9 protein-coding genes are annotated in these 12,633 nt (G+C 43.8%); 4 read left to right on the top strand and 5 right to left on the bottom strand.

All coding sequences use genetic code 11. The features are described 5' to 3' along the window. Positions 1–237: 237 nt before the first annotated feature. Positions 238–678, bottom strand: coding sequence for an HIT family protein (locus EI162_RS11290; protein WP_192524449.1), 441 nt, complete (start codon positions 676–678; stop codon positions 238–240). Positions 679–894: 216 nt separating this feature from the next. Here EI162_RS11290 and EI162_RS11285 point away from each other — a divergent pair, with 216 nt between their 5' ends. The 3 genes from EI162_RS11285 (at position 895) to EI162_RS11275 (ending at position 5,268) form a co-directional block, all read left to right on the top strand. Continuing rightward, positions 895–1,701 carry a hypothetical protein gene (locus tag EI162_RS11285; RefSeq protein WP_192524448.1) on the top strand — a complete coding sequence of 269 codons (807 nt, stop codon included), beginning with the start codon at positions 895–897 and terminating at the stop codon, positions 1,699–1,701. A gap of 245 nt (positions 1,702–1,946) precedes the next feature. Next, positions 1,947–3,833: a dihydroxy-acid dehydratase gene (ilvD, locus tag EI162_RS11280; RefSeq protein ID WP_192524447.1), complete on the top strand. Its 1,887-nt coding sequence runs from the start codon at positions 1,947–1,949 to the stop codon at positions 3,831–3,833. A 187-nt stretch (positions 3,834–4,020) separates the two neighbouring features. Continuing rightward, complete coding sequence (locus EI162_RS11275; RefSeq protein ID WP_192524446.1) at positions 4,021–5,268, top strand: cation:proton antiporter; 1,248 nt, start codon at positions 4,021–4,023, stop codon at positions 5,266–5,268. Here the strand turns inward: EI162_RS11275 and EI162_RS11270 are convergent, their stop codons facing one another. From EI162_RS11270 to EI162_RS11255, 4 genes are all read right to left on the bottom strand, one after another. Beyond that, positions 5,269–6,735 (bottom strand): serine hydrolase domain-containing protein, encoded by a 1,467-nt coding sequence (locus EI162_RS11270; RefSeq protein ID WP_192524445.1) that lies wholly within the window; start codon positions 6,733–6,735, stop codon positions 5,269–5,271. It abuts the gene before it with no gap. Positions 6,736–7,121: 386 nt separating this feature from the next. Then, on the bottom strand, positions 7,122–7,688 hold the full coding sequence (locus EI162_RS11265) for a beta-lactamase hydrolase domain-containing protein (RefSeq protein WP_192524444.1): 567 nt from the start codon (positions 7,686–7,688) through the stop codon (positions 7,122–7,124). A gap of 68 nt (positions 7,689–7,756) precedes the next feature. Then, complete coding sequence (locus tag EI162_RS11260) at positions 7,757–8,674, bottom strand: MaoC family dehydratase (protein WP_192524443.1); 918 nt, start codon at positions 8,672–8,674, stop codon at positions 7,757–7,759. Between the two features lie 275 nt (positions 8,675–8,949). Next, complete coding sequence (locus EI162_RS11255; RefSeq protein WP_192524442.1) at positions 8,950–10,350, bottom strand: 3-oxoacyl-ACP reductase; 1,401 nt, start codon at positions 10,348–10,350, stop codon at positions 8,950–8,952. Positions 10,351–11,013: 663 nt separating this feature from the next. On the opposite strand from EI162_RS11255, the gene EI162_RS11250 reads away from it, so the two are divergent. Beyond that, positions 11,014–12,486: an acetyl-CoA C-acetyltransferase gene (locus tag EI162_RS11250; RefSeq protein WP_192524441.1), complete on the top strand. Its 1,473-nt coding sequence runs from the start codon at positions 11,014–11,016 to the stop codon at positions 12,484–12,486. The last annotated feature ends 147 nt before the right edge of the window (positions 12,487–12,633 follow it).

Here is a 12,633-nt window from a genome sequence, read left to right as displayed (position 1 = left end):
TTCTCTTTGTTGTGGTAAACAAGAGTGTAAGGCGTTGCTTATTTTTTTCAACTATTTCCCAATTCTATACAGCCCCTAGACAAGCCCCCAACTTGTAACATGAATTTAACGATTGTTACATGACTATTACCAAGCAACAAAAAAGGCAGCTTGTTAGCTGCCCTTTTTATTTTTATTTACTGCAAAAAACTTATATTTCATTGTTGAGTTCACAAATGATGTACTTTGCTTATAAGTTTACGCATTAATAACCGCAGCAAGTTGCTTGGCTGTTTTTGCAAGTTCTTCCTGATCTGCCTGCGTCACTGCATGACGACCTAGCTCATGGATACTCGAGGGAATAAGATGTACATGGTAATGAAAGACCGTCTGCCCCGCCTCGCTACCGTTTAATTGCATTTGGATAATCCCTTCACGCTCAAATACTTGGCGCTGTGCTTGCATGACCTTTTTCGAGGTCATCAGTACCGCCGCCGCATATTCTGGCTCAAGATCTACTAAATCAACGGCCTTTTGCTTAGGAATCACCAATACATGACCTGCTGCTTGCGGCATAATATCCATAAAAGCGAGGGTTTTGTCGTCTTCATAAACCTTATGATAAGGAACATCGCCGTTTAGCATTTTGGCAAAGATATTATTATCGTCATAAGCATTCTGTTGATTGACTTCAGTCATTATTTTTTCCTTTGATTGTTAGTTGCTTAATAGCTTTTAAAATGGAATGAACAGTCTGTAATATAGTGGACGAAATATGGATTAAGTACAAGTTGCTAGCATCCTGATGATTGAAAACAGCCAACCTACATACTAATGACCTCAGCTCACTAATTTATTGGCGAGCGGTACGGTTTAAATGTTATATTAACCCTCTATTTTAATAACGCTACTCTTATGGACTCGCCTACCTTACCGACTCAATTAGATATGAATAACCCTCATGCAGAGCTTGATAACACCCTACCGACATCTGTATCAAATGATACGGTGCTCGATAGCGATGGACAATCCATCAGCGCTGAGACTAAAAACAGCCCTCAAGCCCATACTCAAACTATCGATCCCAATGCGATCATCTTAGCTGAAGCACTGACTGATAAGACCATCAGCTGGCGTATTCATAACTGCAAAGTCAGTAAAAAGACCGTGACCCAAGACTTGCCATTGCCGTTTTTGTATCATTACGACAGCTTGGACGATGCGATTAAACAAACACACCCTTTAACACCAAGCCTTTTGGCGCAATTTAACACCCCTATGACTGCCAATGATGCTGCCAAGCTGATAGGTATCAATGCAGAGCTGATATCCAGCCCGTGGCATGTCAAAGTTGTTGGCTCGCTCGTCGTGTTTAGCGAAGCCTTGCAATTGGCGGTACGCTTGCACTGGACCAATACGGGCAAAGAAACGCAGCAAATCTATACTAGAAATGAAGCTGATGCTATCACAGCAGCCGTTAAGGACTGGCAGTTTTTTGGCCGTGTTGATGTGCTTTATAAAAATGATAAGCAGGCATTAGTCAGCATCGATGGAACTAGCGTCGATGAAGCAAGCAATGAGCCAATACCATTAATAATAGATGCCAGCCAAGACTATCAGTTCTTGCCAGCGACTCACGCATTAGTAGTTATCGCTAAACTGGAAGCGGATAAAGCTGAATTGCCTTGGTTTGAGAGCGCAATTTTAGAACGCCTTGCCTAAATTTTTGACCGCTAACTTTTGACCCATAAGTCTTGATGATTAACGGCTGATCATTTTTAGTTATCCATATCTAATGGTATGGTAGCGACTTAGTATTATTCACTAGTACTCGCTATCTATAGAAAGCACACTATCACCCTTAAAGACGCATTGTCATTGCATACATATAAGTCATTGCACATTAGCAGTATCAAATTTAAAAATAAACGCTTTAACACACATCGCCTAACTGTAAGGAATATCACATGGACTATCGCTCAAAAACTTCTACTGGCGGCCGTAATATGGCAGGTGCACGTGCTCTATGGCGTGCAACAGGTATGACGGATGGCGATTTTGGCAAACCAATTATTGCCATTGCCAACTCATTTACCCAGTTTGTACCCGGTCATGTGCATTTAAAAGACTTGGGTCAACTGGTCGCGCGCGAAATTGAAAGTGCGGGCGGCGTGGCAAAAGAGTTCAATACTATCGCGGTCGATGACGGTATTGCCATGGGACACAGCGGCATGCTGTATTCATTACCCAGCCGTGACTTAATTGCTGACTCTGTTGAATATATGGTCAATGCCCACTGTGCCGATGCGTTAGTTTGTATTTCTAACTGTGACAAAATCACCCCTGGTATGCTAATGGCAGCGATGCGCCTCAATATTCCAACGGTGTTTATTTCAGGTGGCCCGATGGAAGCGGGTAAAATCATCGCCAGTACCGTCGGCAAAAGCCACAATACTGATGACAATAATGGCAGTGCGGTTCGTAAACTCGACTTAGTCGATGCGATGATGGACGCCGCAGATGACAGCATTAGTGATGAAGATGTATTGGCGATTGAAAGCTCAGCTTGTCCGACTTGTGGTTCATGCTCTGGTATGTTCACTGCCAACTCTATGAACTGCCTGACCGAAGCTTTAGGCTTGGCATTACCAGGTAATGGCTCACTGTTGGCAACGCATTCGCTGCGTCGCGAGCTGTTCTTAGAAGCCGGTCGCACCATTGTATCTCTAGCCAAACGTCGCTATGAGCAAGATGATGATTCGGTTCTGCCACGCTCTATCGCCACTAAGGCCGCCTTTAAAAATGCCATGACCTTAGATGTCGCTATGGGCGGCTCGACCAACACTATTTTGCATTTATTAGCGGCTGCTAATGAAGCAGAAGTCGACTTTAAAATGCACGATATTGACCAGTTAAGTCGTCATGTGCCTTGCCTTGCTAAGGTTGCCCCGGCCTCACAAAAGTATCATATGGAAGATGTGCATCGTGCAGGCGGTGTATTCGCGTTATTGGCAGAGCTTGACCGTGCTAATTTGCTCACCACTGATTTGCCAACCATTCATAGTGCCACGATGAAAGAAGCGATTGATAAATGGGATATTATGAATCCTGACAATCTTGAGGCGCGGGCGCGATATCTTGCAGCGCCAGGCGGCATACGTACCACAGAAGCATTCTCACAATCGCAAGAATGGTCAAACCTCGACGTCAACCGTGAGTCAGGTTGTATCCGTAGCGCCGAGCATGCTTATACTGCAGATGGCGGTCTTGCCGTCCTTTACGGTAATATTGCCGAGCGCGGCTGCGTGGTCAAAACCGCTGGTGTTGACGACAGCATCTTGACCTTTACCGGACGTGCACGTCTCTTTGAATCACAAGATGATGCCGTAGCAGCGGTACTTGACGATCAAATTGTTGCAGGCGATGTGGTTATCATTCGCTATGAAGGGCCAAAAGGCGGCCCTGGTATGCAAGAAATGCTCTACCCAACGACGTATCTTAAGTCAAAAGGCTTGGGTAAAGAATGCGCACTACTCACCGATGGTCGTTTCTCTGGCGGTACTTCAGGATTATCCATCGGTCATGCCAGCCCTGAGGCAGCGGAAGGTGGCGCGATTGGGCTTGTGCAAGAAGGCGATACCATTCATATCGACATCCCGAACCGTACGATTAACATGCAGGTCAGTGATGCTGATTTAGCGGCGCGCCGCGAAGAGATGGAAAGCCGTGGTAGCAAAGCATGGAAACCAGTCAATCGTGAGCGTCATGTCTCTCCTGCCCTACGCGCTTATGCAGCGATGACCACCAGTGCCGATACCGGCGCGGTACGCGATGTCAGTCAAGTTGAACGTTAAGAAAACACTCAGGTTATAAAGTTATCTTAGTAACTCCAAACGCTAGATAAATAAAAGAAGTCTGCCTTGAGCAGGCTTTTTTTTCACCAAAAAACAACGCTTATATCGTTTTGATAACGATTTTTTGCGGTAATAAGACCTTTTTAGCGTCATCATAAGTCTTGTTATACCAACGTGCATAAAACTTATGATTGAAAACTATAACTTATTCTTATTAGTCTGTGGTACCGCCTTTTTACTAGGCGCATTGTTTCCTATTTTGTTTAAACGCACACCCATCTCCCTACCTATGTTGCAAGTCAGCTTCGGCCTAGCCATGGGATATTTTTGGACATCTTTGTCGTTCTTAAACCCCCTTGATAATGGTTTAATTATCGAAAAACTGACCGAAATTGTGGTGTTGGTATCACTGGTTGGTGCTGGTATCAAAATTGATACCGAGCTGTCTTGGCGATTATGGCGACCAACGATACGGTTATTGCTCATTACTATGCCACTTGGTATTTTTGCGATGGCGGTATTGGGTTATTATGCCTTTGGTATGACGATGGGCGCCGCAATCTTATTAGGCGCTGTACTTGCACCAACTGATCCCGTATTAGCCTCCAGCATACAAGTAGGGCCACCCAATACGGGCGGCGAAGACACGCCGCGCTTTACGCTCACCTCAGAAGCCGGACTGAATGATGGGCTGGCGTTTCCTTTTGTATATTTGGCAATAAAGATAGCAGAGGCATTTAACAAAGGCGAACGTTTTACCGCTGAGATGCTTTGGTCTTGGTTTACCCATGATGTGCTATGGAAGATTGGTGCAGGTTTGGTGGTTGGTATCGTCGTCGGTAAAGTGATGGCCAAGCTGGTGTTTTCAAAATATAGCCAAGAAACCTCTATTTCGCAGGGCTACGTGGTCATCGCCCTCACTTTAATGGCTTATGGGTTCGCAGAATTTTTCCATAGCTATGGTTTTATCGCGGTATTTGTCGCGGCATTTGCCTTTCGTCGGTCAGAGAATAAACACAGCTATCATCACAAGCTCCATGATTTTGCAGAACAATCAGAAGGTTTGTTGATGTCACTGGTATTGGTGACTTTTGGTATGCTAATCGGCCAAGGTTTACAGGCAGGCGTTGAGCTAACGTGGCGAGTCTATATCGTCAGCTTTACCTTTTTATTATTAATACGTCCTATTGGTGGATTCATTGCTTTATCAGGGCTGAACCTGCCCCATACCGAAAAGTATGCCATCTCAGCACTGGGTATCCGCGGTATTGGTACGTTATATTATTTATCTTATGCGCTTAATCAGGGTTTCTTTGCTGAAAACGATGCGCTCAAGCTATGGGTTGTTTGTTCGATTGTCATTTTTACTTCGATTTTTATCCACGGCCTCAGCGCCAACAAGCTACTTAGGATGACGCCAAAAGCGTCTCGTTAATCAAACCTCACTAATCAAACTAAGCACCGCTTCCGTTAGTGCAAATTGGCGAATATCATTGAGCATCGTGGTATCAAAGTTATGAACAAAAGCAAATGATAGTTGCCGTGTAGGATCACACCAGGCAACCGAACCGTTATAACCCATATGCCCAAACCCTTGCGCGCTAGAGCTTACTGCCTCACCATTATTATTTTGGTAAATGCTAAATAATCTATGGTAGCCCAAGCGCCAATGCATACGCGCTGGCATAACCGCATCCAAGCCATTGACCTGAACGATAGACAACTGCTGATAGGTGGCGCTATCAATAAACGTCTGTCCCCGCCATTCCCCACCATTCGCCAACATAGCGTAGACAGTTGCCAATGCCTGCGCTGAGGCCACGCCATTAGCTGCTGGAATAACCGCTTGTAGCATCTTACGACTATGATAGTCGATCGGTTGTTTGCCCGCAGGTATAAGCGCGGCCTTATAGTTTTTTAGATTAAGCTTATCAGTGTTGAAATATAAACGATTGATACGAGCAGTATCTAATACAGGGGTGTTTTGCTCACTTTCCTTATTCGCGTCTATCTTTTGTTTATTAGCCAAGTGTTTATCAATCAAGTTTTGCTGCTGCCAAATTGTATAGCTGGGTAGCGTGGCATAAATATCTAAGGTAGATTGCGAGTCTGCTTTTAAGGTCGGTTTGTGGCGCTTATTACCCGATTGTCTGCCATCCTGATTTGACCGCTCAAAGTCTTTGGCCAGTTTTGCCACTTGGTCTATTTTGCTATCTGGCACACCGAAATAGCAACTGTCTGCAATACCTAAAGGCTCAGTCAAATACTGGCGTAGCGCATCAGCCAAAGACATCTTAGTCACGGCTTCTATCACCCCGCCTAACACCCAGCCGTAAACCAGAGCACTATATGCACTGTCATATCGTTCGGTATTTTCAGGTGTTGTCATCGGCATCGCAGCAATTTTATCGAGCATTAGCGCCCAATCGAGTAATGTTTCGCTGTCCGCATCAATACTCTGAATCGAAAATAAATCCGCCTGATGTGACATGACTGTGCGTAATGTAACGTCACCTTTTCCCTGCGCCGCAAAATTTGGCCAATAGCTGGCAATAGGCGTGTCATAATCTAGTATCTGCTGCGAAACCAACACATGAATCAGTGTCGCTAAAATACCTTTACCTGTAGAAAAATTAAGCGACAAGGTATCAGCGCTCCAGGACAAATCTGCTCGTGCCATTCCCACGCTCACCTGAGCAATGCAGCTGCCCGCTTGATAAACCACTAACGCGCCGCCAGCTGGTGCATCATCCAACTGTAAATCTGTCATTAATCGCTGTAGACGCTGTTGGAGATTGGTATCAATATTTATATTGGTGCTTTTAGTATTGGTGCTTTTAGTGCTACTTTTATCGCTGCTCTGATAGTTATTTTGATAGCTACTTTCATTATTATTTGTCATGACGGCCTTACTCAATTATTAACGTTTTTGGTTTTTATATAGGGCGTGTTGAAGATGTTTTGACTATAGAATAGTTATACCATTCACAAAAACTATAGTCAGTGAAAAGTAAAATCGATACATCACGTACTGCAGGTACCGTTTTTTCTTGCTTGCTGTGCCTACGCAGACAGAGGCTACAAAAAAACTATACCAGCAGTATCGTAGCGTTTTTAAAGTATTTTAACTATAGAGTAGCAAGGAAAACGAGTGCAAGTGCTACGCACTGTAGACTAAACGAGTTTGACACAGCTAATCGTACTTTTTGGGTTTGGTATTAAGTTTTATCGAGCAATAAAAAAGGCCACCTGCTGGTCGCCTTTTGATTACTCAGTCATACTGATACTTTAGCGCGGTACCAACAAACGATTATGCACTTCTTGCTCAAGACTAGTCAAACCATGACTACGCCCACGCTCCATTGCCGTATCCATCTTACGGCCACGTAGCCAGCCAGCTCGTAGAGCAATCGCTGCACCCACTCTATTGCCTGAACCACAGTGCAAGACTGTTTTTTTACCATGAGACTGGCGCAATATATTATCGAACGCTAATATATTAAGTTGCTTTAAATCTGTAGTACCGTCAATAGGCAGATGCTCATAAGACATACCTGCGCGCTCAACGGCTGCCGACTCATCAAAGCTTAGCTCACTATCAGGCTGTAAGTTAATAACCAGCTCAACCCCTGCTCTGGCTAACGCAGTGACTTTTTCATCATCAAGTGCGCCGCATACAATGGTGTTGTCATCAGGACGGAAATAAGGCTCAAAGAGGGACGCCAGATCGACACCATTATCAGGCGCGTCGTTATCATACACATTGTTATCAGGTGCAATATTGCTATCTTTCGTGTCACTAACTGCCAAACTGGCAGAGTTTTCTGTGCTTGTCATGTTTTTTTGTAAAGTCATAATTGTAAATTTATTCGTTGGCTATGGCGGTTAAGATGAAATATGGCGATAGTAAGTAAACAAATAAATTACTGGCTATCGCTGTGTAGTTTAACGACACCTGCGAGATGCGGCTTGTCGTTTTTAGAGCTATATAAGCCAAATTCACAAGTATCTGCGGCGCTTTCGAGTTGGGCAATTGGATCAGCGATAAGCTCTACTTCAGCTGGTAAAAATATAGGCAACTTAAATGACACCTCAGCGGTACAAGCATCCGGTAGCTCGTCCATCATCGCCAAGCACTTGGCCTTTGACCACATACCATGAGCAATCGCTTTTGGAAAACCAAAGGCACGCGCTGATAATGGATGCAAATGAATCAAGTTAAAGTCACCTGATACAAAGGCATAACGACGGCCTATATCTTCTGGCACTTCAAAGATACTATGTACACCTACTTCGTTAATTGATTGCTTCACCGTTACTGGACGCGGCGTGCTTTTTTTACTTTTGCTGCTACTCGATTTTTTGTTGCGCGCCAGATACGTCGACGTACCTTCCCAGATTATTTCACTTTCTGATTTAACCGTCGTTACAAAGTCAAATTGCTGACCTTGTGCATGGTCGCGTAGATTGTCAAAAGTCACCGACATCGCTACCGTCTCACGCTCACCAATCGGACGATATTGGGTCACGCTGTTATCAACGTGTACCAGCCCCAACATGGCAAATGGAAAGGGTTCTTTGACCATCATATTCATTTGCAACGCTTGTGATAGTACAGAGAAGTAAGTAATAGGTACTTTACCGTTGTCAGAAAAACCACAAATCTTACGATAATCGTTTAGATTATCCTGATCGATGTGTAGATCATCCACATAATAAGTCGCTTGCGGCAATTGATCTTTACTGATTTTGCCACTATTACCAATTGGCAATAGACTTTTGACGATATTGGCGTAGGTGGTATGCGCTTTTGGCAACGCATCATAATGTTTATCTGACATAATAAATCCTAAGTGGGGCTTGAGCAAGTTTTTTGGTGCATTTCTAGATGCTATATAAAATGAAATTGAATGATGTCATAAGAGTTTATAGTAACAAAAATAATTTGGCTGATGGCTCCTGTGTTTTTATCATAAAAAAGCCACCCTTGGGCAGCTTTATTACAATTTATCAGCAATTATTTCGTAAGCATATGTGAAGTGGATATAAAAAAACAGCTTTTATCATATATTTATCCGACCTTAAACGATCACATAGGCCTACTCATAAATCGGTATTAAGCACCCAATAAGCTCTGACCACAAACGCGCACTGTGTTGCCGTTTAGTCCGCCAGCAGCAGGTGACGCAAACCATGCGATAGTCTCAGCTACGTCTACTGGTAAGCCACCTTGGCTCATTGAGTTCATACGGCGACCCGCTTCACGAATAGCAAAAGGAATGGCTTCCGTCATTTGGGTTTCGATAAATCCTGGAGCAACCGCATTAATCGTCATACCTTTGGCATTGTCTTTTAATTGCTTGGCAGTAGCATCTACCAGACCAATAACGCCCGCTTTAGAGGTCGCATAGTTGGTCTGACCCAAGTTACCAGCGATACCTGAGATTGACGATACGCAGACGATACGCGCATTTTCTTTTAGCACATCATTGTCAAGCAAGTAACGGTTCAACCTAGCGATACTACCTAAGTTAATATCGATAACCATGTTCCATTTCTTCTCGTCCATTTTTGCCAATGTTTTATCACGAGTCACGCCAGCATTATGGATGATTGAATCTAGACCACCACGCTTTTGCGCTGCGTCTGCGATTTGTGCCCCAGCGTCCTCACTGGTGATATCGACTGCTAAAATAGAACCACTGATTTCGCTAGCGACTTTTTGTAGGTCTGCTTGCTGCTGTGGTACATCCAAACAAATCACATGGGCACCTTCGCGCGCCAACACACGGGCAATTGCTTCACCGATTCCGCGACTAGCACCAGTCACCAGCATAGTTTTTCCGCCTAGAGGCTGCGTCCAATCAACATCGACGTTATCACCGTTACTAACGCGTACCACTTGTCCTGAGACATAAGCTGAACGAGCTGAGGTGAAGAAGCGTAAGGTCGAGTCTAGGTTTTGCTCTGCGCCTTCTTCTACATAAATAAGCTGGGCGGTAATACCACGCTTAAATTCTTTACCGACTGATTTTACAAAACCTTCAAGCGCACGCTGTGCTAATGCGGCTTCAATATCAGTGATATTTTCTGGCGTACGACCAACGATAATCACTCGTCCCGACTTTTCTACACGGCGCGCAACGCTGTGAAAAAACTCATACACTTCTTTTAGCTGATCCGCATTACTGATATTACTGGCATCAAACAATAAAACTTTAAACTTATCATCGCCACCGGTATTGGCTTTTGCTTCCACGCCAGCATCAGCCAGTGCGTCTTTAACGTCGTCTCTACTATTGACATAAACCTCAGCATGAACGTCTGACAAGATACGAGCAACTGACTCACTCACGCTTTTGTCATCGCCATCAGCACGGCCAACCAGCACACTGCCACGTACCAAACGCTCACCGCTTTCGAAGCGATCTAGCGTTACTGGCAACGGTAAACCTAAGTTTTTGGCAACTTTTTTACCAATAGAAGACTGAACAAAATCACCATAACGGTCTGACATAATATAATCCCTATAATAAATGGTTAGAATAATAATAAATAAAAAATGCAATGCGGCTATTAATGATGTGCTTATTAATGATGTGCCTACTATATAAGCTCATCACCCTATTATATAAGCGCATCAATATCGTAATGGTTGATATCAATTAAATTGATATCGAATAAATGGGTCGAAAACTGGCTTAACTATACACTTTCAACATAAATAAGTCCAAAAACTGAGGTTGTCTACAACAATCTGTAAACAAGCCAGTATACAAGATAGCTACTTTTTCTAGACTTAAAAACCACCGTATTGTGCTAAAATCAGACCTATAAGTTATGGCAAATGTGTTTATCGATAACAATATATTATCAAATACACCATTATGCAATGCTAATAACCAGTACTAGCCAGTCTAATAAAATTATATTCACGGCTATTGTTGACCTTGTATAAGCGTCACATAGTTTGCCAAAGCGATACAGTAAAGTCATAAAAATGCCTTGATCACAAACAGCTATACCCTGTCATAAATGATAATATTTGCCTCTTGTTTATTTTCATTTATCGCATTATTTAAGACAATTATATTTTTTAATCGTACTTTTTATTTTCGTACTTTTTATTTTATTGTTACTTTCCTTTTTTCTTCTACCTATATTTTTTAAGGATAATATTATGAGTAATAAAAACAACCACTCTGATAGCCCTGTTGTTGAAAGCACTGTCGTAAAATCTGCTGAGGCAGCATCAACCAACACAAAACCGGCCAGCCCTAAAAAAGAAACGGCGGCAAAGGACACGAAAACACCTACTGCCAAAAAGCCGACGACTAACGCCAAGAAAGCGAACAAGACTAAACCTGCTTCTGGTCAAAACCGCGTCGCTATTTTAGGTGGTAACCGTATTCCATTTGCACGCTCAAATGGTTCATACGCTGATGTCAGCAACACAGACATGCTAACGGCTGCTTTAGATGGTTTGATTGAACGCTATAACCTACAAGACGAAGTATTAGGTGAAGTGGTCGCCGGCGCTGTGATGAAACTCAGCCGCGACATCAACTTAACCCGTGAAGCCACACTAAGCACCGCGCTGAACCCACATACCCCAACTTATGATATCTCACAAGCTTGTGGTACTGGCTTGCAAGCGACATTTGCCTCTGCCAACAAAATTGCTCTGGGCATCATCGACTCAGCCATCACCGGCGGTGTAGATACCACATCTGACGCGCCTATCGCGATTGGTGATGGTTTGCGTAAAGTGCTGATCAAACTAGGCGCTGCCAAAGACAACAAACAACGTCTAAAAGCACTGATGGAACTCAATCCAAAAGACCTAATCGATTCGCCACAAAACGGTGAGCCACGTACTGGTCTCTCAATGGGCGACCATCAAGCGATCACAGCGCTTGAGTGGAATATCAGCCGCGAAGCTCAGGATGAACTTGCCTTTAATAGCCATCAAAATCTAGCACGCGCTTATGACGAAGGCTTCTTTGATGACTTAATCACGCCTTATAAAGGTCTCACTCGCGACAATAACTTGCGTCCAGATACGACGTTAGAAAAATTAGCGAAGTTAAAGCCTGTGTTTGGTAAAAACAATGCCAAGCCAACGATGACTGCTGCCAACTCTACGCCGCTCACTGATGGTGCCTCTTGTGTACTATTGGGTACTGATGAATGGGCAAAAGAGCACGGCCTTAAGCCATTGGCTTATATCGTTCATCAAGAAACAGCAGCGGTTGATTTCATTGGTAAATCTGGTACCACAGAAGGCTTACTCATGGCACCAGCTTATGCCGTGCCGCGTATGCTTGAGCGTGCTGGTTTGACGCTACAAGATTTCGATTTTTATGAAATCCATGAAGCCTTTGCCTCACAAGTCTTATCAACCCTTTCAGCTTGGGAAGACGAGAAATTCTGTGAAGAGCGTTTAGGTCTTGACGCGCCGCTAGGAACTATCGACCGTAGCAAGCTAAACGTCAACGGCTCATCTCTAGCCGCTGGCCATCCATTTGCTGCTACTGGTGGCCGTATCTTAGCGACTGCCGCTAAGCTGCTGGATCAAAAAGGCTCTGGACGTGCGCTAATCTCTATCTGTGCCGCTGGTGGTCAAGGTGTGACTTGCATCCTTGAAAAATAGGCTTTTAGCTTATTAGGCCTTTAGCTTATATAGCCTATAAATAGTTCTCACGTTTTAGAACACTCTTTAATCTATCGATTAGAGAGTGTTTTTTTATCAAAAAGCGCCGTAAAACCACGTCCTTCTATGGCGTGGATATCAGGCGTC

This window comes from Psychrobacter sp. FME6, from assembly GCF_014861365.1.
Taxonomy (GTDB): Bacteria; Pseudomonadota; Gammaproteobacteria; order Pseudomonadales; family Moraxellaceae; genus Psychrobacter.
The sequence above is the reverse complement of the archived record's forward strand: the minus strand, read 5'-3'. Positions and strand labels throughout refer to the sequence as shown.

Bases quoted from the DNA above. Each gene is read 5' to 3' on its own strand.
- EI162_RS11290 (WP_192524449.1), bottom strand. From the start codon at position 678: ATGACTGAAGTCAATCAACAGAATGCTTATGACGATAATAATATCTTT.
- EI162_RS11285 (WP_192524448.1), top strand. From the start codon at position 895: ATGGACTCGCCTACCTTACCGACTCAATTAGATATGAATAACCCTCAT.
- ilvD (WP_192524447.1), top strand. From the start codon at position 1,947: ATGGACTATCGCTCAAAAACTTCTACTGGCGGCCGTAATATGGCAGGT.
- EI162_RS11275 (WP_192524446.1), top strand. From the start codon at position 4,021: ATGATTGAAAACTATAACTTATTCTTATTAGTCTGTGGTACCGCCTTT.
- EI162_RS11270 (WP_192524445.1), bottom strand. From the start codon at position 6,735: ATGACAAATAATAATGAAAGTAGCTATCAAAATAACTATCAGAGCAGC.
- EI162_RS11265 (WP_192524444.1), bottom strand. From the start codon at position 7,688: ATGACTTTACAAAAAAACATGACAAGCACAGAAAACTCTGCCAGTTTG.
- EI162_RS11260 (WP_192524443.1), bottom strand. From the start codon at position 8,674: ATGTCAGATAAACATTATGATGCGTTGCCAAAAGCGCATACCACCTAC.
- EI162_RS11255 (WP_192524442.1), bottom strand. From the start codon at position 10,350: ATGTCAGACCGTTATGGTGATTTTGTTCAGTCTTCTATTGGTAAAAAA.
- EI162_RS11250 (WP_192524441.1), top strand. From the start codon at position 11,014: ATGAGTAATAAAAACAACCACTCTGATAGCCCTGTTGTTGAAAGCACT.